Here is a 20,509-nt window from a genome sequence, read left to right as displayed (position 1 = left end):
CACGACCGGGCGCTGGGCGACGCCCACGACCGCGCCAGGTCGATCTGGACCTCAAAGCCGGTCGCCCGGCCGCGGAGCAGATCACGGCCGGTGCGTCCGGCATGCTGGGCGACCGCCAGGATCGCCGGAATATTGTCGCCGGGGTGGGAGTATTCCGCGGCCAGGAAGGAAGTACACACGGGCTCGACCCCTGAATTCTCTCCCCCTGAGTCGACCGCGAAAGTGGCGCGGGCTCATAGCCCGCTCGGACTATTCAGTGAGTACTGCTCGCCGGTGCATAGGGAGTATTCGCCGTACGGTTCTCGTCGGCCGCGAGCGGACGGCCGATCTGCGGGAACGCCCGCTGCGCGCACGCGGTGCGTTCACAGACCCGGCAGCCGGCACCGATCGGGACAGCGACCGCCGAATCGCCTACGGGAATCCCGTGCGAGTAGACGAGCTTTTCCGCGAAGGCGAGGTCGCAGCCGAGTCCGACGGCGAAATGCCTGCGGGCGACAGATAAGCGGAATTGCTCTCCCCGGTGGTGAGGGCCAGCCACAGATAGGTGCGCCCATCGGGCATCTCGGCGATCTGCGTACGGATCCCGCCCGGGGTCGCGAAGGCGTCGTGCACCACCCACAACGGACAACTCCCCCCGACCCGGGATAAGTGAAAAGCGGTAGCGGACTGCTGTTTCGAGATATTTCCCGCCCGATCGGTGCGGACGAGGAAGAACGGCACACCGCGTTGCCCGCGCCGCTGCAGGGTCGACAGCCGATGACAGGCCGTCTCGAATCCGACTTCGAATTGCGCGGAGAGCAGGTCGATGTCGTAACGCAACCGCTCGGCCGCATTCAGAAAACGCCCGTAGGGCAGACTCAGCGCACCGGCGAAGTAGTTCGCCAGCCCGATTCGCAGCCGCAGCGATTCCGCCGGTAGCGTCCCGGTCTCCGCGAGCAGTTCGTCGAGCACCTCGGACCGTGTGAGGAACGCCAGCTGAATGGCCAGCTGGAATGCCCGCCGGCCCGGAGTCAGCCGCCGCGCGAGCGTGAGGGTGCGGGCCTGCGGATCGTAAACTCGTTTGGGCCCGGGCCTGCCGGGATCCTCCGAACGGATCCGCACCGCCACCCCGACCTCCTCACGCAGCAGCCGCGCCAGCTGCAGATCCAACCCTGCGCACCGCGCACCGCGATGCCATACATCTTGTCCACCGCCGGCACCTTTCCTCGCAGAACGACTGACGAACCGCCCGAGACGGCGGTCCGGACGCAAACGACAGCGAGCCCGCGCCCATGGCACCGGCCCGCTCCGAAACCCAGGCGGCGCAGCCATCTTCCCGCCGAACAACTTCGAAGAGACCGGCACAGCGCACGCTCCATCGATAGCACCGACGACCACCACCCCGCGAACGCGCGACCGGACGCATCCGGGCCCGGCCCGGTGCGTAGAACGCCGGCATAACGCCCGATCCGCGAGGCGACAACCACCGGACACGGCGTGCCCGGCACAACCGGCAGGTCTTCGGACTCGCGGGCACCGACCTCACTCGGTCGACCCGGGTCCGCACCCGGGCTGCTACTACCACGCCGTCGCTTCCCGGACCCCGGCCCAGTGCGTGTGACGGCGGAGGCTCCCGCTCACCGCTGCGGGGCAGTCCCGGATTCCCACCGGGTTTCCTCTCACCCGCCACCCGGTGCCACCGACGCCGACCAACTGGCTTCGAAATCCCGCGGACACCGAAACAGCGCGGGATGAACCAGCTGCAACCGTCAGAATATGCCCGGCTCGAGCTGGGACCCGAGTGGGACGGCGGGCACCAACGGCCCCGGCGCGCACGGAACCACCCATCGGATGAGGTGGGGAACAGGGAGCTGACAGCGAAACGCCGCCGGGCAATGAGCCCAGCGGCGTCCGGTCGGGAAGTCGACGTCCAACAAGCGCCTCTCGGCGAGTGGTCGCTCGTAGCGACAAAGGGTGCGGCCCGGGGCTGTCCGGACGCCGACAGGGGATTCAACAGGCGGGGTCGGCGAGCTATTCCAGCGGACACGTGATGCCGACCACCAGCGATCCGAACGCGCGGAGAGTCGGCTGCCCGGGGCCGGACGGGGCAGCCCGCCGGTGAACCGACATCCGTCCGCTTCGGGAGAGCGCCCAGGGTTACGGCGCACGGGATGAGCCCCGATTCGCCGCGCCGATCTGCCCCGAGCCCTGAGCCGAGTAGCCGCGTCCGAGAACTACGGCCGAACCGAGAAGCAGCCGGGCCGGACGGGGCACATCACACGGCCGGAAGGCAGTCAGGAATCCGAAAACACCCCGGTCAACCTGCCGATTTCCTCTCTCGAACACCTCTGAGGTAATCTCATCGAGCGCCGGAACACACGGCGCAACGGGCTGTGGCGCAGTTTGGTAGCGCACTTGACTGGGGGTCAAGTGGTCGCAGGTTCAAATCCTGTCAGCCCGACACCTGAGAAAGCCCCTCTGACCAGCGTCGGAGGGGCTTTTCTCATCATCCAACCACCCGCAGAGCGGGACCAGAACGGGACCGCAGGTGCTTCGAGAGCTTGTCTCCTGCGCCGGTGATCTCCCGTTGATCGGGGTGTAGGTACCGCTCGGTCGTCCGGCTATCGGCGTGGCCGGCAATCTTCTGGAGCACGTGCAGGCTCACCCCGGCATCGGCCATCCACGTCAAACCGGTGTGCCGGAGATCGTGCCGACGCAGATGCTCATACCCGAGCGATGTGACGACCTCATCCCAGTGCGTGGCGTCCCGCAGGACACCGGTGGCGATTCGCCCTCCCCGTGGTCCGCGGAACAGGCGGGCATCGGGTTTGTCACGTCCGACCGCATCGAGCCGGTCGGATACCAGTTGCCGAACTTCTTCGATCAGCGGGACAGGCCGGGCACGGTTGCCTTTGGTGCCTTTGTCCTCCATGCCGCCCGGCGAGGGTGTTGTTTGACGCCGCACTCGCCACGTCCAGGTATCGGTGTCGATATCGCCGACGCGGCAGCCGGATACCTCGCCGATTCGGGAGGCCGTGCACGCGGCGAAGATCACCACGTCGCCCCACCCGCGATACCGATCTGCCGAACGCTGCACGAGGGCATCGGCCAGAGTCGTGAGGGCTGCCCAGTTCGGTAGCGCGAGGGCTCGCGGGTCGTCGAGTTCGTCCTCTATCCGCTGGTACAGCTTTTGCCAGCCACGCACCCGGGCCGGATTGGTCTCCCTGAGCCCATCCCGAACGGCTTGTTCCATCACGCGCACCAACACCGCGAGGCTGTTCTTCACTGTGGATTTCCCTGCACCGGCGTCGATCCAGCCCACCACCGCGCGATCCACTGCGCCATTGGTCAGCATTGCGACCGAGAGGTGCCCCAGCGTCGGCACCACCCGTTTGCGCCAACCCGCCATATAGGGGTCGGTGCTCTTCTTCTCCAGACCCCGCAGCGCCAGACCCATATTGGCCTCACCGTATTCGGACAACGTCATCGTGGCTGTCTTCGGGTCTACGCCCTGGGCCGCAAACCGGATCAGACGATCAATCCACGTCTCTGCTTCTTCCCGAGACTCGAACGGTTTTGAGAGCGAAGGCCGTTTCTTGGTGGCAGGGTCGATCCAGCGAACCCGAGCCTTGAACGGCCGCCGACCGTAATCCGATCGTTCTTCGATATCCGACGACAGCCGTACGCCAACAGGAATATTCACCCGGTCAGACATCATGCGGCCAGCTTGGCGGGGTCGGTTCGCTGCGCTCGAAGCCACACCTCGATATCATCCGCCGCGTATTTCACGACGCGAGCAGAAACCCGGACGAAGGCGGGCCCGTAGGGAGGGTTCGAGGTCCGCCACCGCCGCAAGCTCGACGCGTCGACACCAAGCAGCACAGCCAGTTCCGCGGTCGAGTACCAGCGACCATCGACCAGTTGAGGTTCCATAATGCCTTCCTATGCTGCTACCGGGATTGCTGAAATGTCTTGTCGTGCTGCGGGGCCGGCCTCGAGGAGTGCGCGGGTGTATTCCGCGCGCCAGGTCCTGCGCTGGGCGAGGGACGCCATGATCAGGTGATCTCGTGGCGGGGCGGAGCGGTCGCCGGGTTTGACCACCGACAGCTTCAGATGCGAGGTGTCGGGTTTGACGATCCCGACCGAGGCCAGCAGTTGCCGAACGAATTCGGCGCGGTCGGCCCGGTGATCGGGCAGGGTTTTGTTCGACCACTGCCGCGAGACCAGCACCCGCCGCCCGGGTAGCCCGAGGGTGTCTCGGCGATGCGCCTTGCCCTTGCAGCGGCCCGGGATCGTTTTCTCGTTGGCACCGACCGGGACGATGCCGTAGCGCAGCCAGACCGGGCACCGTTTCGAGCACGGGGTGTGCTGCAGCTCCGCGTGCAGGCGCGCGTAGTGGCGGCGGGTGCGTTCGGAGTCGGTGTCCAGCACCTCGGCGATGGACTTGGTCAAATATTTGGTGACATAGCCGACCGCCCGGTCGGCCTTCCGCCCGGGGACCAGGCCGCGGATATCGGCGCGGTCCATCTGCTGGCCGAACCGCACCACATGCGCCGGTGCCAAATCGTCCACATCCTCGAGGAGGTCTTGCGCATCGTCGAACCCGAGCAGCGCCGCCCCGGTGTCGGGGTCGACGAACGTCAGCTTGCTCGGGTCCCAGACCGGCAGCACGTCGCCGGGGTAGACCTCGCTGCCGCGGTCGTGCGGGGGCCACCACACCTGGTGATACGTGGCCGCCGTGACCTGGCGGATGATGTCGCGGGAGACGGTGCCGCGGATGAGGATGTGCAGGTGCGGGGCGCCGCGTTTCTGCGGTTCCACGGTGGCGAAGTATTGGATGTTCCAGCCCACCGCGCGGCGCAGGTTCTGGATCCACCGGTCGATCAGCGCGGAGAAGTGCACGATATCCCGCGCCGCCCGCTGATAGTCGTAGGACTCCGGGTCCCGGGGTGAGCCGTCGCCGATGGTTTCGCCCTTGTCGTTGACCGCGCCGTCTCGGTGGATCGCCCCATAAGACGGCATCGTCAACGTGATGAACATCGAGGGCCGATGCCCACCGGCGTATGCGCGGCCCACGGTGGTCTTTTCGACCTTGAGCCGCGGCAGGTTCGGCACGTCCTGGCGACGACGGGTGGAGCGGGTCCGCCGAGCCCGGGGCTGCGGGTCCAGGGCAGGGAGCCGGCCACGGAACCCGGACTCACGCATCTCGAGGTCGAGGTCGGCCACGACCTCCCGAACTCCGGCCATCAGCTCGTCGTCCCCGTCGGCTTTGGCCTGCTGGTAGGTGTCGAACAGGTCCGCCCGCGCCGCCAGCAACGCGGTTTGGGCCTCGGTGGGGTCGCGTTTGTCGGTGTCGGGTTCCCGGTCGAGGTGCCAGCCCTCGCGGCATTGGGTGATGCGCAGGAACCGGGCCTTGTCCGCGCACGCCGGGCACACCGAGGCGACGGTGGATTTGCACGGGGCGCCGATGTACTGCTCGGTGAGGGTTTTGGGGTCGTAGGCCAGCATCGGGATCGGCCGCACACAGATGTGTTCCTGTTCGGCCAGGGCATGGGCGACATCCCGGAAGTCCGGCAGGCTGCGACGCTCGGCCGCGGTCTGCCGGACCGGGACCCCGGCATCAGTCGAGGTAACAGGGTTCATCAGGCAGCATGTCCTTCCGGTTTGGTCCAGGAATCCACCCGCGGCAACAGCACCGTGTCGGCCATGGCGTCCCCGTGGCGGAAGCGCAGCTCGACGGTGGCGGGGCCGACGATCGAGGCGTGGCACTGCTCGGCTTTGAAGGCGTGGGCGATGGCCTCGGTGCGGTTCTCGTAGTCGGCGGGGCATTGGCCTTCCAGCATCCGCAGCCGCACCCGGTCGGTGCCTTCCCCGATGCCGACCGCCAGCAGTTTCGGGGCGACGGTGCGGGTGCCGAAGTTCGCGGTGAGGTGGCAGGCCTTCATCAACCGGGCCCAGTTGCGGCGATACCGCCACCAGGTCAGGAACCGGGTCCGGGCGCGGTCGGTGATCCAGCGGGCGAACGTCTCGGGGTGTTCGCGGCGCCACAGCAGCAGCAGCGCGGTGCACGCGATCGCGACCGCGACCCCGGACGGCCAGCCGACCAGCACCCCGACCCCGACCGCGGCGGCCAGCGGGACGGAGATGGGTGGGAACAAGATGGCCCAATGGATCGCGACCCCGGCCCCGATCACCAGATACCAGCCGGTGTTCAGGACCGCCAGGCCGAGCAGGTCGAACGGGTCGCGGCGCTGTTGGGCGCCGGTAGTGACGGTGGTCGTGGTCGAATTGCCGTGGTGGGCGGTGGACAGGGTCAGGCTCATGCCGCCCACCCCGAGCCGTCGCCGCCGTCGTCGTGGTAGGTGGTGAAGTCCCAGCCGGGGACATGGCCGGTTTCGGCGAGCAGGTGCACCGCCACCGATATCGGGTCGTGGCCGGCACGTTCCAGAGCGCAGCGGCGCCGGGCGGCCAGGTCGACCACATCCGCGGTAGCGGTGTGAGTACTGTTGCGGGTCATGGTTATTTCTCCGATCCATCGGCGGGGCGGGCAGGGGTGATCTCGGCGTAGATGCGGACGTGGCCGGTGCTGTAGCGGCTGGAATACATGGCCGAAGCGTCGATATCGGCTCCGAGAGCGGCGAGGTGGTCCAAAACGGCGGCCACCGATTCCGGGGTGCCGATCAACCGCATCTGAACCTGCGACCACTTGGCCCCCAGTCGAATGCTCATGCCGCCACCAGTCCCGGGTCGTCGTTGTCGTCGCCGAGGTCGTCGGGGTCGAACCCGGCATAGTCGGCCTGCGGGGCCAGGTCCGGTAGGGCCGGGGCGTAGGTGTCCACGATCCGGTCGGCGTCGGTGTCGGAGACCCAGTAGGCCCGCACCCGCACGAACTCCCGGGTCCCGTCCTCGCCGACATACCCGACGCCGGGGGTGTGTTCCGATATTTCGTCGCAGCGAGCCCCGCGGTCCCGGGCGCCTTGGCCGTGGACCATGGTGGTTTGGGTCGGCTCGTCCAACCGGAGCCCGATGCGGATCGGGAACAGCTGCCGGTTGGGCATGGTCTCCTTGGACGGGTCCTGCAACGCCGCGACCACCGACACCCCCGCGGCGCGGCCCTGGGACAGCAGCAGCCCGGTCAACCGGCGGAACTCGTTCTGTTCCTCGCGGGTGGCATACGCCGACAGGGACGCAGCCTCGTCGATGATGATCACGATGAGTGGTTCGTCCGCGGAGGGAACCAGCTTGCGCAGGCCAGCGGTCCGCATGCGGGAAAGCCGTTCCCGCATCACGTGTTCGGCCTCGGACAGCATGCCCAAAATGGATTCGGAGTCGACAGCGAAACGGACGAACAAGCGGTTCTCTCCGCGGCCGAACTCCGCGCCGCCCTTGGGATCGGCGAGCCACACATCCACGAGGCCGGCCTTGATGGCGGGGCCGAGACCGTTGAGCAGCGACCACAACACACTGCCCTTCCCGGAGCCGGTGGCCCCGGCCAGCAGGATGTGTCCATACAGGACTCGCAGCCGCCACACGTCGTGGTCCTCGGTGACACCGACCGGGACCGCTTCCAGGTCGACGCCGTAGGCCAGCAGGTCGGTCACCGGCGCCGGGTCGGCGAGGGTGTCGAGGGTGCGTAGGTGCAGGTGTACGAACCCCGGTGCCGGGGAGGTGACCAGGACTTCCGGGACCGCGAAGTAGTGCGCCAGCGCATCCCGGGTGGCGTCGCTGTTCCAGTCCCGCAGTGACTGGCCGCCCAGCATCTGAACCTCCACCAGCATCCCGAACCCGGTCAGGGTGGCGGCGGTGACGTTGGGGAACCCGGTTTCCCAGGAGCCCAGCCCGAGGGCGGGCCACATCACCGCCAGTTGGGCGGAGTCGGTGACGATCGCCACGGCCGGTTGCAGTTCGGGCGGGGCGGAGGCGGACCGGTCGGCGGGGTCGGGGTGCAGTACCCCGGCCGCGGAGCGCCAGCGCCACAGGGTGAATGCCGTCACCGCTGCCGAGCCGCTCCAGATCAGCACATCGGGCGAGATCATCACGCCTCTCCTTCCGGCTTGGCGAGCTCGCAGAACATCCGGCACCCCTGGGCATCGGCCGGAGGGGCGGGCGGCTCGGCGCAGAACATCGCGCAATCACCCGCGCTCGGCGGCCGGTCCTCGCAGAACATCGCGCACGGCACGGCCGGGGCGGATTTGGCCACGGCGTCGGCGGCCGGGACGGTGGCCAGCAGCGGCACGAGCACCGCGGTGGCCAGGACAGTGGTTTTGGACAACATCACAGACCCCCAACAGGGACAGCGATCGGCAGCATGGTTTGCGCCGGTCGCACGGAACGAACAGGAGGAGACGGCACCACGGGTGCCGGAACAGAAGGCGCCGCCACCGGATCGGCCACCGGCGCAGAAACAGGAACAGGAACAGGGGCAGGGGCAGGGTCGGGCGCCGGTTCGCTCACCGGTTCCGGAGCGGGAGCGTCCGGGGCGGTAGCCGCCGCGGGTGCGGGTACGGCCACCGGTTCGGACACGGGCTCCGGTGGTGCCTGGGCGTGGGCGCGTTGACGGGCCGCGACCCGGAACAACAGGGCCAGCCCGTGGGTATCGACCAGCAGCGAGACCGGGGACACCGCCGCCACCAACGCCGCCGCCCATCCGGGAAGCGGTTGGCCGGCCGCGACCGCGTGCACCGAGTTCCCGGCGACCGAGACCAAGGAACCGACGATCAGCACGCCGAGGAAGAAGCGGCGCTCACCCCGGTGGTGGGCACAGACCAGCAGCCCGAAGGTGGCCAGCAGGATCGTGCCATCCACGATCAGCGGGAACAACCAGGCATCGTCGGCGGGCATCCGCGCGAGGCGGGCGAGGTCTTCCAGGGTGGAAAACGACAGCCGGAACGCCGCCGCCCCCACCCCGAGGATGATCAGGGCGGCGGACCAGCGCGCCAGACGCATCCCCGCCGACTGATCCGCCGCCCGCATCACGCCGCCTTACCGGACGAGCGGGCCGCCCCCGGATCGGCCGGAGCTTGCCGCGCGCCGGAAGTGTCGCCGACGATGCCGGTCGCGCGGATGTTCCAGCCGATCGTCTTGAACTCGCCCTGCCCGGTGATCTTCGGCTTGACCTGCAAGCCCTCCAACACGATCGGCCGCATCCCCCGGGCCACCTCCGGCGCCGAGGGAACCGGCTGCACATCGGCGACGAACACCAGATCGAAACTGGCCTGCTTCGCGTTCGGCGCCGCCGGATCGGTCACCGTGGCCTTCCACAGGCGCTTGCCGGTGCCGTTGCCCTCGGCATCCAGGTCCAGACGCTGGCGCTTGGGGGCGTTGCGGTCGGAGTTGAACTCCGTCATCGGCGCGACCTCACCCAGCAGGAACAGTCCCATCGGGAACGCGTCATCGAACGAGGGGGTGAACCACAGATCCTTCATAGCCATCTCAATCACTCCTTGAAGTAGGCCAAATCACTTGACGACCAGTACTTTCCGGGAATTTCGATGTCATCAGGACCGCATACGTGGACTTCTAGGGACGTCATGGGTAACCTAAAGACGTCCCTGACGGTTCCCTGTGGTGGGAGATGAGATGGCAAATGAGCGACTGCGCGAAGCGCTGCTGAGGAACGGGCTCGACATCAGTCACGTTGCCGAAGCGACCGGTGTCGATCAGAAGACCGTTGAACGCTGGATCACGAAAGGGCGTGTTCCGTACCCGCGCCACCGGCACGCAGTCGCCGCGTTGGTGAAAGAGACCGAACGCTATCTGTGGCCCGATGCCATCGCGCCTGAGCGTCGGGAGGCTATTGCTGAATCGGAAGTCGTCAAGGTTTACCCGCACCGACACTCTGTGCCGAGCGACTTGTGGGTCCGGTTGCTGTCCAACGCGCATGACCGGATCGAAGTCTTGGTGTTGGCGGGGCTCTTCCTCGCCGAAGACCCGTCATTCGCCAAGTTGATCCGCCAGAAGGCGGCAGCGGGCACCTCGATCCGATTCCTGTTCGGGAACCCGGCCGCCGATGAAGTGGCCAAGCGCAGTAGCGAAGAGCGCTTAGCTGAAGGCACCGTTTCGGCGCGGATCAGGAACGCCCTGGCGCTGGTCGAACCGTTGGCCGGTATCGACGGCGTGGAACTGCGCTACCACGACACGACGCTGTACAACTCGGTGTTCCGGTTCGATGACGAGATGATCGTGAACATGCACGTCTACGGCCAGCCCGGCGCCTACGCCCCCGCGATGCACTTGCGGCGACTGGCAGGCGGGGACCTGTTCGACACCTACCTGACCAGTTTCGAGCAGGTCTGGTCACAAGCGGTGCCCAAGTCCGTGGCCGAAGGAGGCGCAGCATGAGAACCGATTACCTCAACGATCCCGCCGCACCGCCCGCGAACAGTCTCAAGGTCGCCGTCAGCGCCTTCGTCAAGGACGAGGCCGGCCGAATCCTGCTGATCCATCGCACCGACAACGACCTGTTTTCCCTGCCGGGCGGTGGGATGGAGGTAGGCGAAACAGTGGCCGAAGCCGTCGTCCGTGAAGTTGCCGAAGAAACCGGCATAGACGTACGTCCCATCGAAGTGGTAGGCATCTTCTCCGACCCTGGGCACGTTATCGCCTACACCGATGGCGAAGTCCGGCAAGAGTTCTCGATCTGCTTCGCAGCCGAACCGATCGGTGGGACCGCGCGAACGAGCTCCGAGTCGAAAGCCGTCCGATGGGTCGCCCCCGAAGAGCTGGGCGATCTTCACATTCATCCGTCGATGCGTCAGCGAATCGACCGCGGTCTCCAAGCGTCTGGTCGGACCTACTTCACCTGACCACTGAGCCGGTCTTCGGTACGTCGCGTCGCGGCACGGATGATCGGTTCGGCCTCGCGGATCGACCGAGCCACAATGTGTTCGGCGCCGTACCGGCGATAGATGTCGGCCAGCCGATCGTCCAAGGTGGTGGTCACGCCGTCCGCTGTAGTCGTCATATCCGCCCACCACAGCGCATCCCTCAAGGGACTCTTCTCGTCTTCCCAGCCGATCGTCAGTTCGCGGTTACGTGCCTCGATGCAGGCGCACGAGTGGTTCGCCACGAGCGCGCACAGTCGCTCAGACGCACCGATCGACTCGAGGAAGACCGCCCCATCAATCGGATGAAATCCGGTTCGCACCAGAGCGGGAGAGTAGCCGATGTCATGCAACCAACCGGCCGCTACCAGTAGCTCCGCGTCGTCTACCACCGGCCCCGCTAGCGCTGCACGATCCGCTACGCCCTCCACATGCCCCAGGCGCCGCGGCAGCACGGTCAGGTGCGCACGAGCAGTCTGCGCTGCCCAGCTAACGAGGTCCACAGCCATGACTCAACCGTATCGACCACATCTGATGAACGCTTCCACTGCCGAATTTCGCCATACAGAATCAAGAGCGGCGGCGCCTGCGCGCCGCCGCCACGCTACGGCGGGACCTGGCTGCGCTGGCGGCCCCACCGGCGCGTCGGCGGCACGCTGGCGCCACCCGCTTGCGACCCGAGATGGTTGATTTTCGATAACCGAGAAGTGTGGGCACGACGAGAGCCGTACCCGGCTTGCTCTCCCGCAGCCCGAGCACGAATCGGCCGGCAACGCCCGGGGTGACTGGCCGTGGTCCCGTCTCACCGAGTTGCCGAACACATGAACCGCCCAGTTCTTGAGGTGAGATGTGCGCGACCTCCGGCCGCGTGGCCCTGCTGACTGGCGGCCCGCATTGTGTTCCCGCGCCCCTCCACCCTCAAGGGCGCCTACGGCGTCAGCTCCGCTGATGGTTACGCCACCCTTGACCGCGGAGCCTCTACGCGAGAAAGGCAGGCCCTATGGGGCAGGCGGGGAAGCCAGGCCCTGTATGTGCAGACCACCACTCAGCAGAGCCAACGCGAAACGGCCCGTTGATCCGAAATATGCGAAGTGACAGCGGGACTTCAGGCGGATTCGTCATAATCCTAGGCTGTGAATCCCAGTGATGTCCCCATCCAGGTTCAGCAACCTAGTGGGAGGTTCTCGTGCGAGTGGTCCTTGCCCGATCCTGATGCAGACCAGGTACTTCGCCCTCACGGTGAAATATTCCTAGACGGCAGCAGGCCACCCGAGGGCACGGTATCTGGTGACGTTCCCGGTTCGCCGTTTGGCGGGTTCCCGAAGCGCTACGACTACGAGTTCCTGAATGGTCGCCTTGCTAACGGTGCTGGTGTACTGCTGATAAAACCCCGCTTGGAAGTCATGGGACATTTAGGATACTTCATGAACTTTCCCGCCGGTAATGCCAGAATATTTGCTGCAGCAGCGCTCGTGGGGCGCGGTGCGGAAGAAATCAGCGATACGCGAGTTTCCGAGATTCGCTTCCAGCTCACCCATCTAGATCGAATATTCCATACTTCTCCGATTGGAGAAAGAACTGCCCAACCCAGTCGATCGGATTCGGGAGAGGAGGAGTGGTCGGTTACGACCCGGCCGAGCGGACTTGAATGGCATGACGGCTCCACCCGGCTGGCCGTCACCTATATGCAGTCAAATACAGTGTTCTCAAGCTATGAATTCGGCATTCGGTTTACCCCAGTAATATGCATCAGTTTCGACGATCCTTTGGATTTTATGGAGGCCTACGATAAGTGGGTAAAGTCGATGTATCGAGTAATGTCCGTTCTCACCGGGAAGGAGGAGGATGTTTCGTATCTTGAGGTGAAGCCTGCGGGGGTAGAGCTGGCTAGATCACCTTTTCTGCAGGTATTCGCCAATACGGTTACCCAGTCTCCATACATGCCAGAACGTGGTCGAATTTCCCGTTTGAGCGATTCGGCTCTAAGGCTGGATGCAGATCAGGTTTCACTACTCGAACTGATCAAAGAATGGAATCGTCTTGAGGAGGAACAGAACCCGGTTGTGTACACCTACGAACCGTATGCCCTAGGGAATGAGCAGCATCCTCGCGCGCGATTCCTGCTATTGATTCAAGCTTTGGAAGGGATCTCTAATCGTGAGGCTAGATTGAACGATAGAGCCTCGTCGTTTGCAAGAAAGCGCGATCGAGCTATCAATGAGTGCATGAAATTCTTGACTGGGGCAAACAGGAAGTTTGTAAAGAATAACTTGAAGAAATCTCCGATCAATCTCGACGACCGCCTCAGAGACATGCTTGAATCCCTGCCCGTAGACCTCACCGAAAAGATCGGAAGCGCCACCTTGATCAAAAGGCTATGTAGTGAAAACAATTTAAAGCCGGAGAGTGCGCTCCGGTTGGTACGGAACGACCTGGCGCACGGAAATAAAACATACGACATCTACGAAATCGCTGAAATTGCGAAAACCTTGCAGGCTGTTGTGCGGGCTCACTGTCTTCGAATTCTAGGTCTCGACCTCGACATCCAACGGCGGGCACTGAATCTTGATGAGCTGTAGGTGAACAGGACTACCAGGCAATCTCGGCGGCGAAGAGTGACAGATCCGATCTGAAGGCAACGCCGACGACGGCGGATCCACTCACACCCTCCACGGCGCATAGTCTGGTCGCGGAAACGCCATGGTTGGCGACCCAGCCCGTGCCTGACAGTGTGGGGGCTGCGGAGAAGATTTTTGCAGGTGGAGAGCGGGACCAGAACGGGACCACACGATAGGAACGCAAGCGAACAAACCCCACGTCATTGACTTACCGCACACCATCAAAAATGGTCCGTGACCAGCTATTTCATCGCCCGGGCCGACCTGGGGGTCAAGTGGTCGCAGGTTCAAATCCTGTCAGCCCGACAAACAAAAACACCCTCCGACCTGCATCGGAGGGTGTTTTCGTCTCGCTGGAAGGCTCGTAAGGTGGGGCCGAATCGGGGCCAGTATCGCCGCGGAGATACCTGGACAACTTGATCGCGTCGGAGCGAATCGCCTCAATGTCGGATGGAGGCACCACTGGGTGATTCGGGGGTCGGCCTGGCCGACGACCCGCTGGAGCCGGCGCAGCTGCACACCGGCGTCGGAAACCCAGGCCAGGCCGGTGGGCCGGCGGTCGTGGCGACGGAGCTGCTCGTACCCGAGTTTTGTGACCACCTCATCCCAGTGGGTCGCGTCCCGAAGTCCGCCCGTCTCGATACGACCTCCGTCCGGCCCGACGAACAGTCGTTCGCCCAGATCACTCGCGCCGCTCGTGCTCGGTAGTGTTTTTCAGAGTCGGACCCGCGCACACTTGACTGAGCTGCGTTGATCCGACGCAGGACGAGTGGCCGGACCTTCTCTATGGGTGACGCGTTCGCGGCCCCACTGCGCCTGCATTCGGGCCTCGCTATCGAGCAGCCAGCGGTTCCGTCACAAGAAATCGTTCAAAGGACTGAGGCCGGTTCACCGGGCTCGCTCGTAATCCGGGCCGTCGCAACGTTCGAGCCACCACCATCCGCCGGTCAGCTCCATGGTGGGGCACACGGGAGTCCCGAAACCGTTGTATGGACCGGGTTCCGGAGTGCCGACGAAGTACCCGTAACCGTAGGTGTCCTCGAACACTTCGACGTAGTCGGCGATGTATCGGACCGGTGCTCCCTTGCTGTAGCCGAGTGTCGCGATCCGGCAGTTCGGTGCGACGACACACAAATGACCGGGCAGCCGGACACCGTAGAGGTCACCTTCGCCATGCTCGGGTACCTCCACCGCAGCCGCTGCGGCGAACGCCGGATACTCCGGCCAGAACCGCACCCTCCCGCTGGTCTTGGTGTCGACAAACAAGAACAACGACCCGCCGACACTCACGACCGCCAGCACCACCGCCGCGGCGACCGGCAATACCTGGGAGCCGCTGCGTGCAATAGCCCAGACCGACATGCCGGACACGATGGCCAGGAGCAGATATCCGAAGGCGAACAGCGGCAGGTACAGCACCCAGAGCCAGTGCAGGAAGAACTCGGCGTGCAGCGTCAGCACGATCGAGGTCACAGCGGTTACGGCGAGGACTCCCAGCGGCAGAGCCGGATGGGGCTTTTGACACGGCATCCCGGAAATCTAACTGGACGATCCGCGGAATAGGTGTGGGAAATGTGCAGATTCCGTGAGCCTGCGGGCACCGCACGCTACCTGCCGCCCCGCCATGACATCGGCGGTCTTCGAACGTAGTGTCCCCGAGCCGGCTGTCAGCGGCGCAGTCCGGCTCGTTGCCTCCGATCCACTTGCGGCACTACCGCGCGAGAAAGTGCCAGCCGACCCATGCCCACACGAGCACGCCGGCAATCCTCGCAACCCGACTCCGCGTGAGGTACGCGATTGTTTCGCCCAGAGGCGCGATCAGATCCCGGCGCACATACGTGAGCGCGACCATGCCGAGCGTGACCACCAGTATCAGCACGAACCCGACGATGACGATCACCCGATCGCTCATCTCGACACCAGCCACCGGCCGACGCCCAGCCACACCAGCCATCCGGCGAACCTCAACGGCCACTGCTCGAGTGCCGGATCCAACAGCGTCGACAATGTCGGGTGTACGTCGCTCGGCCGCATCCAATCCGGCTGCCGCGCAATGGCATACACTTCCCATATTGATGCAGTGACCAGCAGCGCCGACCAGACTGCCACTCCGCGCCGTAGCCGGTCGGTGTACGGAATCCGCTTGGGCCTCGCGCGGAACGCCAGCACCGACGCCACGACCGCCAACACCACCACCAGCAGGGTTGCCGACCAACCGAACGGTCGGGTGGCGGCCCCGCCCGCCGCCAGCACAGCACCGACGGCCAGCAGCGGCACCCGCCGCCGGAATGATCGCGCCGAGGGCTCCGGTTCCCCTGTCACATGGGCAGAATAAGGCCCTGAGCGCCGGAGCCGGGCTATCGGTCGCCCAGCGACGCCGCGACGATCTCGACCCGCTGCTCGACCGCACCGGATTGCTCGTCACGGTTACCCGGGTCGGAGACTTCGCCGACATCCCCGGCACCGAATATCCGAAGCCGATCCCCTAGAAGTGCTGAACGCGACCGCCGAGATGTACCCGACCCGTCTACCCCATCCAGCACCATCCCGACGTTCCACGCGCATGCCACAGTGTTGGGTCAAGCCACCGACCGCCACGGGAGCGATGTGGCCGAGCCAAAGCGAAGCCGATATCGACAAGTGATGATCGACGCAGACAGGCCGCAACAGGGATCGGAGTCAGTTGGTGAGCGACTGTCCTACCGATGCGATACGCCGGGAAAGTCTGGGTGCACGGTGCCGGGTGCGTCCAGTTGTAGATGGGGTCCTCCGTGCCATCCACTCTGTGCGGGCCGGCCCAGGCGGCTGTCGGCCGCCGGCACGCGCTGGTCGTCCAGTGTCGGGGGGGTAGCGCGCCGGGACGAGCTCGCGGACCTGGTACGCCACCGGCCTTCTTTGCTATGGCTGTAGCCGGGCGGGTGGTTCTGGATCACCTCAGAGATGTCGTGTCGTTGCCCCGATAGATCTACGGTGGAGATATGACCGCCTTGGGGCATCAGCCTTTGCTGGTCGTGCGGGACGTCGACACGGTGCGCATCACCATGAACCGGCCGGAGCGGCGCAATGCTCTCTCGGGCGAGTACCTGGCCGAACTGCTTACCGCATTCCGGGCCGCCGGCGAGACCGACGCCACCGGGATAGTTCTCGGCGCGAAGGGGCCGGTGTTCTCCGCAGGACATGATTTCGCCGACGTCGCGGCGCGCGACCTGCTCGGCGTGCGGGAACTGCTCACCCTGTGCACCGAGCTCATGTCGGCCATCGAGTCGGTGCCGCAGGTGGTGATCGCCCGGGTGCACGGTCTGGCCACGGCCGCCGGCTGCCAGCTGGTGGCCTCATGTGATCTGGCCGTAGCCGCCGAATCGGCCGGTTTCGCGCTTCCCGGCGGCAAGGGTGGCTGGTTTTGTCACACTCCCGCGGTTCCGGTGGCCCGCGCCGTCGGCCGTAAACGCCTGATGGAACTTGCCCTCACCGGCGACCCGATCGATGCCCGAACCGCCGAACAGTGGGGCCTGATCAACCGAGCGGTGCCGGATGCCGAGCTGGATACAGCCGTAGGCGAGTTACTCACCCGCGCCACCCGGGGCAGCCGGGCCAGCAAGGCACTCGGCAAACGCACTCTCTACAGCCAACTCGACCGCCCTGAAGCAGATGCCTACGCTCTCGCCCTGGAAGTCATGGCCGCCGCCGCTCAACTTTCCGGCGCCCGCGAAGGGATGGCGGCCTTCTTGGCGAAGCGCCCACCCGTTTGGCGCGATTAGCGCTGCCAGGACGCTCCCGACCACGTAGATCCCCGCGACTGTCGACCATCCTCTCGGCCGTCCCGTTCCACGCCTCCGGTTCGAAGGCGCTGCGGACGACCACTCGAAATCCACCATCATCGAACTCGGGTTCTGGCCCTTACCTTCGGGCTGGACTCCCGCCCACGTGCAGATCTCGTCGTAACAGGCTTGCGGGCGATCATGCCCGAAGCCGGTGCGGCGACCGGCATCGATGCGCAGAGTGGCGGAGTCGCCGTCGGGGTCGGCATTGACGAAGGGGCCATGGCAGGCAAATCGCCCCCAGGCGGTGGCGTCGGTGGCGTGTTCGGCGTGGCGACCGACGAGTTCGCACGGTACGGAGTCGCCGGATCCCGTATCGATCGGATCGCCAGGAGGGCGAAAACGAGCAAGGAACGGCTGTACGCGCACTTCCGCGGCAAACAGCAGCTCTATCGGTTCATCGCAGAACGCGAACTGGCCGCGATGACCGCCACCACCCGACTGGACGCCACCGATCTGCCCGGCTACGCCGGGCAAGTGCACGACCACTTCGTGGCCCATCCCGATCACCTGCGTCTGCTGCAATGGGGCCGGTTGGACATCGCCGGTATCGATGAATCCGATGATCCCTTCCACGATGCGGTGCGGCAGACCGTGCGCGAGGGTGTGGAGCAGTTACGGCAGGCGCAACTCGCCGGGTACCTGGACCCCGCGTGGGACCCGTTCGACATCATGGCCCTGGTCAATCAAATCGCGCTGACCTGGGCGGGAGCGCACGATCTCGTCGACATGGCGGAGGGACAGGTTCGCGACCCCTCCCCCGCCGCCCGCCGCGCCGCCGTCGTGGCGGCCGTTGCGGGCCTGTTTCCGGCGGTGGCCGCCGAGAGCGCACCGCCGACAATCCCTGGCACCGAGGGCACGACCTCGACGGCTGTGCACGGGGATCGAGGAGTTCGCTCATGCGCGAGTGGATAGTCAAGCTCAATACGATCGACGGCGGCGCCGCGGAAGCTCTGCGGGTGATCGAACGGAGCCCAGCAAATAGCTCACTCGATCATCGCCTTGGTGTCCGCGCCCACCACTCTGCCGGACGCGAGAGACTCCAACTCGCTGAGTGGCCAGCGAACCCACAGCGGGTCGCACACGGTATTCGTCCGCACATTCTCCTCGGGAGCCGGGGGTCGCAGCGGCTGCTTTTCGGCTGCCCACCGGGCTTCCGGAACCCCGCGGGAACGACTCGGCTGAAACTGTTGTGCATTCATGGGTGTTCCCCTACGGCTTTGCATGAGCTGATACTCAGCTTTGCGCACCGTCCGCCGATCGGCGACGGTAGATCCACGTATGCGGATACCTGTATTCAGGCTTCCACGTATCCGGTGTTTGCCGATCCAGAGCCCGGTCGCGCAACCGGGCGATCTGTTCGGTGGTCAGCGCCGGCGCGCGACCGGTGTAGGCACCGCGGGCCTTCGCGGCGGCAATGCCTTCGTTCCGGCGCTCCAGAATCAGGGCGCGCTGTGAGGGTGGTGGCCGCCCGGCGGTTGTGGTGGTGGACGACGAGGCCGTCCGGATCGGTATCGGTGGCGGATCCGGATGCGTCGAGCAGGATGCGGCCATCAGCCGCGATTTGCCAGTCGTTGTCCGGAAGCGTGGGTAGTCCGTCCGGCGGCGAGAACAGGAGCCGGGAATCGACACATGTGCTGCGGCCCGAGGACGCAGCCCCTCAGTGCATACCGACCGCGCGTTCGGCCCGCATATCGTGCTTACCGCGCCCGGACCAGGACCGGCACGCGCGATGGTGAACTCGTCCCGGAGTTCCGGGGGCAGAGGAATTGGGGGCATGTTCGCAGGGCCGCCGGTTGATAGCTTTTCGCCTGGATATCCGGCAGGTGATATCCAGGCGAGGACGGGCTGTACATGAGCGAGGAAGGTACCCCGCCGCATCCGGATCTGGTGGAGCGGCTGATGCGGTTTATCGGTGTGGTCACGGCCACCCGGCTGGGACCGGACGACGACTATTTCGATATGGGTCTGGTGAATTCGCTCCGGGCACTGGAGATCGTCGCCTATCTCGAGCGTACTTTCGACATCGAGATCGATATCGACGACCTGGATCTGGACAATTTCCGGACGGCGCGGCGCGCGGCCGCCTTCGTCACCCGCAAATGTGGTCCCACCGCCGGCCTCGGTGCGGGCAGGTGAGCCGACTGGAGTCTCTACTGCGCCGCGCCGCCGAGGGTGCGGCCGAATGGGACAGCACGGGAATGCCGCGTGAAATAATCGCCGTCGCAGCGGAAGCGGGCGTGCTCGGCATGGATCGGCCGGTGCGTTACGGCGGTCGCGGCGCGGATGCTTCGGCAACCGGCCGGACGGCCGCCGAATTGGGCGCGGTGTGCACGTCGCTGCGTTCGTTGTTCACGGTGCAGGGCCTGGTCGCTGCGACGATCGATCGCTGGGGCACCCCCGAGCAGCGTACGCACTGGTTGCCCGGGTTGACCGGTGGTGAGCTGGCCGCGGCTCTCGCGGCGACGGAATCCGGGGCAGGCAGCGACCTTTCGGGAATCAGCACCCGCTTCACGGGTACCGGGCCCGAGCGACATGTGTCCGGCCGCAAGCTATGGGTCACTTTCGGGGCGCTGGCCGATGTGGTGCTGGTGGTGGGGCGTTCGGACGACGGCCCGGTCGCCGCGCTGGTGGAGATGGATCAGCCCGGCGTGCAGGTGGAACCGGTGACCGATCAGCTGGGCATGCGAGGCGCGCGCCTCGCGCACCTGACCTTCGACGCGGCGCGGGTGCCCGCCGGGAACATACTCGGCCGAGCGGGTTTCGGCCTGTCGCATGTGCTGGGAACCGCACTCGACCACGGCAGGTACACGATCGCGTGGGGCTGCACCGGCATGGCGCGGGCGTGCCTGAACGACGCCGCGGCGCATGCGTACGACCGGACCCAGGGCGATGTCCGTCTCGCCGACCATCAATCGGTGCGTGCCGTGCTCGGACGCAGCTGGGTGGACGTGGCGGGGGCGGAGGCGCTGTGCACCCGCGCGGCGGGTGACCGCGACGACCGCGAGCCGACCGCGCACCTCACCACCATCGCCGCGAAATACGCGGCGGCCCGGGCAGCGTGCGCGACGAGTGAGCGCGCGGTGCAGATGCTGGGTGCCGCGGGCTGCGCCCCCGGCAACCGGGCCGGCCGCTTCTACCGCGACGCCAAGGTCATGCAGATCATCGAAGGCGCCCGCGAGATCGCCGAACAGGATCTCGGCGAGTTCGTGCTGCGGTCCGTCGGGGAATCCCGCGCCGCGGCGGCCCTGGTGTCGGAGAGCTGACGGCG

21 protein-coding genes, 1 tRNA gene, 2 pseudogenes and 1 riboswitch are annotated in these 20,509 nt (G+C 65.9%); of the genes and pseudogenes, 8 read left to right on the top strand and 16 right to left on the bottom strand.

Features of this window, described 5'->3' with window-relative positions; translation table 11 throughout:
• Nucleotides 1-26 precede the first annotated feature (26 nt).
• Both NS4_RS31185 and NS4_RS01560 read right to left on the bottom strand, forming a co-directional pair.
• Nucleotides 27-170, bottom strand: a pseudogene (locus NS4_RS31185) (MmgE/PrpD family protein); the annotation flags it as partial.
• 83 nt (nt 171-253) lie between these two features.
• Nucleotides 254-1,311 (bottom strand): annotated as a pseudogene (locus NS4_RS01560) (helix-turn-helix domain-containing protein).
• Nucleotides 1,312-1,474: 163 nt separating this feature from the next.
• Nucleotides 1,475-1,695, bottom strand: a riboswitch (cobalamin riboswitch).
• A gap of 671 nt (nt 1,696-2,366) precedes the next feature.
• Between NS4_RS01560 and NS4_RS01555 the strand changes: the two are divergent.
• Nucleotides 2,367-2,440 (top strand) — tRNA-Pro (locus NS4_RS01555).
• 45 nt (nt 2,441-2,485) lie between these two features.
• Here NS4_RS01555 and NS4_RS01550 read toward each other — a convergent pair.
• The 10 genes from NS4_RS01550 to NS4_RS01510 are packed head-to-tail and all read right to left on the bottom strand — an operon-like array spanning nt 2,486 to nt 9,410.
• On the bottom strand, nt 2,486-3,697 hold the full coding sequence (locus NS4_RS01550; protein ID WP_245664965.1) for a tyrosine-type recombinase/integrase: 1,212 nt from the start codon (nt 3,695-3,697) through the stop codon (nt 2,486-2,488).
• Nucleotides 3,694-3,912, bottom strand: a complete 219-nt coding sequence (locus tag NS4_RS01545) for a helix-turn-helix transcriptional regulator (RefSeq protein WP_063057656.1) — start codon at nt 3,910-3,912, stop codon at nt 3,694-3,696. Before NS4_RS01545 ends, NS4_RS01550 begins: the two co-directional genes overlap by 4 nt.
• Nucleotides 3,913-3,921: 9 nt before the next feature.
• Nucleotides 3,922-5,622, bottom strand: a complete 1,701-nt coding sequence (locus tag NS4_RS01540; protein ID WP_063057655.1) for a replication initiator — start codon at nt 5,620-5,622, stop codon at nt 3,922-3,924.
• Nucleotides 5,622-6,302, bottom strand: coding sequence for a hypothetical protein (locus NS4_RS01535; RefSeq protein WP_157105840.1), 681 nt, complete (start codon nt 6,300-6,302; stop codon nt 5,622-5,624). The genes NS4_RS01540 and NS4_RS01535 overlap by 1 nt, the downstream gene beginning before the upstream one ends.
• The gene (locus NS4_RS01530) at nt 6,299-6,496 is read right to left on the bottom strand and encodes a hypothetical protein (RefSeq protein ID WP_063057653.1); all 198 of its coding nucleotides are present in this window, start codon (nt 6,494-6,496) and stop codon (nt 6,299-6,301) included. The genes NS4_RS01535 and NS4_RS01530 overlap by 4 nt, the downstream gene beginning before the upstream one ends.
• A gap of 2 nt (nt 6,497-6,498) precedes the next feature.
• Entirely contained in the window at nt 6,499-6,708 is a 210-nt protein-coding gene (locus tag NS4_RS31955) for a hypothetical protein (protein WP_157105839.1), read from the bottom strand.
• Entirely contained in the window at nt 6,705-8,015 is a 1,311-nt protein-coding gene (locus NS4_RS01525) for an FtsK/SpoIIIE domain-containing protein (protein ID WP_063057652.1), read from the bottom strand. Before NS4_RS01525 ends, NS4_RS31955 begins: the two co-directional genes overlap by 4 nt.
• Nucleotides 8,015-8,254 carry a hypothetical protein gene (locus tag NS4_RS01520; protein ID WP_063057651.1) on the bottom strand — a complete coding sequence of 80 codons (240 nt, stop codon included), beginning with the start codon at nt 8,252-8,254 and terminating at the stop codon, nt 8,015-8,017. The genes NS4_RS01525 and NS4_RS01520 overlap by 1 nt, the downstream gene beginning before the upstream one ends.
• The gene (locus NS4_RS01515; RefSeq protein WP_063057650.1) at nt 8,254-8,952 is read right to left on the bottom strand and encodes a DUF2637 domain-containing protein; all 699 of its coding nucleotides are present in this window, start codon (nt 8,950-8,952) and stop codon (nt 8,254-8,256) included. Before NS4_RS01515 ends, NS4_RS01520 begins: the two co-directional genes overlap by 1 nt.
• A complete protein-coding gene (locus tag NS4_RS01510; RefSeq protein ID WP_063057649.1) occupies nt 8,952-9,410 on the bottom strand; it encodes a hypothetical protein in 459 nt (152 codons plus the stop codon). The genes NS4_RS01515 and NS4_RS01510 overlap by 1 nt, the downstream gene beginning before the upstream one ends.
• A 148-nt stretch (nt 9,411-9,558) precedes the next feature.
• Between NS4_RS01510 and NS4_RS01505 the strand changes: the two genes are divergently transcribed.
• Together NS4_RS01505 and NS4_RS01500 are read left to right on the top strand one after the other, a co-directional pair.
• Complete coding sequence (locus NS4_RS01505; protein ID WP_063057648.1) at nt 9,559-10,320, top strand: DUF5919 domain-containing protein; 762 nt, start codon at nt 9,559-9,561, stop codon at nt 10,318-10,320.
• Nucleotides 10,317-10,784, top strand: a complete 468-nt coding sequence (locus NS4_RS01500) for an NUDIX hydrolase (protein ID WP_063057647.1) — start codon at nt 10,317-10,319, stop codon at nt 10,782-10,784. The genes NS4_RS01505 and NS4_RS01500 overlap by 4 nt, the downstream gene beginning before the upstream one ends.
• Here the strand turns inward: NS4_RS01500 and NS4_RS01495 are convergent.
• Nucleotides 10,772-11,311 (bottom strand): HD domain-containing protein, encoded by a 540-nt coding sequence (locus NS4_RS01495; RefSeq protein WP_157105838.1) that lies wholly within the window; start codon nt 11,309-11,311, stop codon nt 10,772-10,774. The genes NS4_RS01500 and NS4_RS01495 overlap by 13 nt on opposite strands.
• 624 nt (nt 11,312-11,935) lie before the next feature.
• Here NS4_RS01495 and NS4_RS31950 point away from each other — a divergent pair.
• Nucleotides 11,936-13,381: an ApeA N-terminal domain 1-containing protein gene (locus NS4_RS31950; RefSeq protein ID WP_157105837.1), complete on the top strand. Its 1,446-nt coding sequence runs from the start codon at nt 11,936-11,938 to the stop codon at nt 13,379-13,381.
• Between the two features lie 927 nt (nt 13,382-14,308).
• Here the strand turns inward: NS4_RS31950 and NS4_RS01485 are convergent.
• From NS4_RS01485 to NS4_RS01475, 3 genes are all read right to left on the bottom strand, one after another.
• The gene (locus NS4_RS01485; protein WP_157105836.1) at nt 14,309-14,950 is read right to left on the bottom strand and encodes a hypothetical protein; all 642 of its coding nucleotides are present in this window, start codon (nt 14,948-14,950) and stop codon (nt 14,309-14,311) included.
• A gap of 181 nt (nt 14,951-15,131) precedes the next feature.
• The gene (locus NS4_RS01480) at nt 15,132-15,332 is read right to left on the bottom strand and encodes a DUF6186 family protein (protein WP_063057644.1); all 201 of its coding nucleotides are present in this window, start codon (nt 15,330-15,332) and stop codon (nt 15,132-15,134) included.
• Complete coding sequence (locus tag NS4_RS01475; protein ID WP_157105835.1) at nt 15,329-15,742, bottom strand: hypothetical protein; 414 nt, start codon at nt 15,740-15,742, stop codon at nt 15,329-15,331. The genes NS4_RS01480 and NS4_RS01475 overlap by 4 nt, the downstream gene beginning before the upstream one ends.
• Before the next feature lie 656 nt (nt 15,743-16,398).
• On the opposite strand from NS4_RS01475, the gene NS4_RS01465 reads away from it, so the two are divergent.
• The 4 genes from NS4_RS01465 to NS4_RS01445 all read left to right on the top strand — a co-directional run bounded on the left by NS4_RS01465 (nt 16,399) and on the right by NS4_RS01445 (nt 20,504).
• Nucleotides 16,399-17,178, top strand: coding sequence for an enoyl-CoA hydratase-related protein (locus NS4_RS01465; RefSeq protein ID WP_157105834.1), 780 nt, complete (start codon nt 16,399-16,401; stop codon nt 17,176-17,178).
• Between the two features lie 282 nt (nt 17,179-17,460).
• A complete protein-coding gene (locus tag NS4_RS01460) occupies nt 17,461-18,153 on the top strand; it encodes a TetR/AcrR family transcriptional regulator (protein WP_084486587.1) in 693 nt (230 codons plus the stop codon).
• A 939-nt stretch (nt 18,154-19,092) separates the two neighbouring features.
• Nucleotides 19,093-19,377 carry an acyl carrier protein gene (locus NS4_RS01450; RefSeq protein ID WP_063057640.1) on the top strand — a complete coding sequence of 95 codons (285 nt, stop codon included), beginning with the start codon at nt 19,093-19,095 and terminating at the stop codon, nt 19,375-19,377.
• Complete coding sequence (locus NS4_RS01445; RefSeq protein WP_157105833.1) at nt 19,374-20,504, top strand: acyl-CoA dehydrogenase family protein; 1,131 nt, start codon at nt 19,374-19,376, stop codon at nt 20,502-20,504. Before NS4_RS01450 ends, NS4_RS01445 begins: the two co-directional genes overlap by 4 nt.
• Nucleotides 20,505-20,509: the final 5 nt, after the last annotated feature.

This window comes from Nocardia sienata NBRC 100364, from assembly GCF_001613205.1.
GTDB lineage: Bacteria > Actinomycetota > Actinomycetes > Mycobacteriales > Mycobacteriaceae > Nocardia > Nocardia sienata.
The sequence above is the reverse complement of the archived record's forward strand: the minus strand, read 5'-3'. Positions and strand labels throughout refer to the sequence as shown.

Bases quoted from the DNA above. Each gene is read 5' to 3' on its own strand.
- NS4_RS01550 (WP_245664965.1), bottom strand. From the start codon at position 3,697: ATGATGTCTGACCGGGTGAATATTCCTGTTGGCGTACGGCTGTCGTCG.
- NS4_RS01545 (WP_063057656.1), bottom strand. From the start codon at position 3,912: ATGGAACCTCAACTGGTCGATGGTCGCTGGTACTCGACCGCGGAACTG.
- NS4_RS01540 (WP_063057655.1), bottom strand. From the start codon at position 5,622: ATGAACCCTGTTACCTCGACTGATGCCGGGGTCCCGGTCCGGCAGACC.
- NS4_RS01535 (WP_157105840.1), bottom strand. From the start codon at position 6,302: ATGAGCCTGACCCTGTCCACCGCCCACCACGGCAATTCGACCACGACC.
- NS4_RS01530 (WP_063057653.1), bottom strand. From the start codon at position 6,496: ATGACCCGCAACAGTACTCACACCGCTACCGCGGATGTGGTCGACCTG.
- NS4_RS31955 (WP_157105839.1), bottom strand. From the start codon at position 6,708: ATGAGCATTCGACTGGGGGCCAAGTGGTCGCAGGTTCAGATGCGGTTG.
- NS4_RS01525 (WP_063057652.1), bottom strand. From the start codon at position 8,015: ATGATCTCGCCCGATGTGCTGATCTGGAGCGGCTCGGCAGCGGTGACG.
- NS4_RS01520 (WP_063057651.1), bottom strand. From the start codon at position 8,254: ATGTTGTCCAAAACCACTGTCCTGGCCACCGCGGTGCTCGTGCCGCTG.
- NS4_RS01515 (WP_063057650.1), bottom strand. From the start codon at position 8,952: ATGCGGGCGGCGGATCAGTCGGCGGGGATGCGTCTGGCGCGCTGGTCC.
- NS4_RS01510 (WP_063057649.1), bottom strand. From the start codon at position 9,410: ATGGCTATGAAGGATCTGTGGTTCACCCCCTCGTTCGATGACGCGTTC.
- NS4_RS01505 (WP_063057648.1), top strand. From the start codon at position 9,559: ATGGCAAATGAGCGACTGCGCGAAGCGCTGCTGAGGAACGGGCTCGAC.
- NS4_RS01500 (WP_063057647.1), top strand. From the start codon at position 10,317: ATGAGAACCGATTACCTCAACGATCCCGCCGCACCGCCCGCGAACAGT.
- NS4_RS01495 (WP_157105838.1), bottom strand. From the start codon at position 11,311: ATGGCTGTGGACCTCGTTAGCTGGGCAGCGCAGACTGCTCGTGCGCAC.
- NS4_RS01485 (WP_157105836.1), bottom strand. From the start codon at position 14,950: ATGCCGTGTCAAAAGCCCCATCCGGCTCTGCCGCTGGGAGTCCTCGCC.
- NS4_RS01480 (WP_063057644.1), bottom strand. From the start codon at position 15,332: ATGAGCGATCGGGTGATCGTCATCGTCGGGTTCGTGCTGATACTGGTG.
- NS4_RS01465 (WP_157105834.1), top strand. From the start codon at position 16,399: ATGACCGCCTTGGGGCATCAGCCTTTGCTGGTCGTGCGGGACGTCGAC.
- NS4_RS01460 (WP_084486587.1), top strand. From the start codon at position 17,461: ATGGCAGGCAAATCGCCCCCAGGCGGTGGCGTCGGTGGCGTGTTCGGC.
- NS4_RS01450 (WP_063057640.1), top strand. From the start codon at position 19,093: ATGAGCGAGGAAGGTACCCCGCCGCATCCGGATCTGGTGGAGCGGCTG.